At 48.0% G+C, this 490-nt stretch carries 1 protein-coding gene; it reads right to left on the bottom strand.

From position 1 onward, the window contains the following. Positions 1-137: 137 nt before the first annotated feature. On the bottom strand, positions 138-490 hold a 353-nt coding region (locus tag HW347_RS20850; RefSeq protein WP_214613601.1), incomplete at its 5' end, for a PorP/SprF family type IX secretion system membrane protein.

Raw genomic sequence — 490 nt, 5'->3', positions numbered from 1 at the left:
GCCGAGGCATAGGAATAGTTCGTGAACTTCGTATCCGCTTTTCGTATCTTTTTCTCCTGTGCCTGTGAGGCCATGGCCATCAATGCCAGACCGCAGAATATATATCTTGTTTTTTTCATGTCTTGTCCGCTTGTTGGTTAGAAGAATCTTGGGGTGATTACGCGTTTGTAACGGTTAAGGAACTCATATCTTAGAAAGATCTCGAAAGAACCGTCGTTGAACCTCGTGGCACCTAGATCGGTGATTTCCCTATCGTACGCGACGCCTACCATGAACTGGTCCGTGATCTGGAACCCGAAAAGTGCGCTCAGAGCGGCGTCCCAACGGTAGGCCAGACCTAAGGAGAACTTATCGTTATACAGGAAATTGGCGCTTACGTCTATCTGCAACGGTGCACCCCTTACCGCCTTTACAAGGCCCGCAGGTTTGAACTTCCACCTATCGTTTACTTCGAATACGTATCCCGTGATGAAATAGAAGTTCATACGCT

Origin of the sequence: Zobellia barbeyronii, assembly GCF_018603515.1 — a bacterium.
In the GTDB taxonomy this organism is placed as follows: domain Bacteria; phylum Bacteroidota; class Bacteroidia; order Flavobacteriales; family Flavobacteriaceae; genus Zobellia; species Zobellia barbeyronii.
This window is presented reverse-complemented; position numbering and strand designations above follow the sequence as displayed.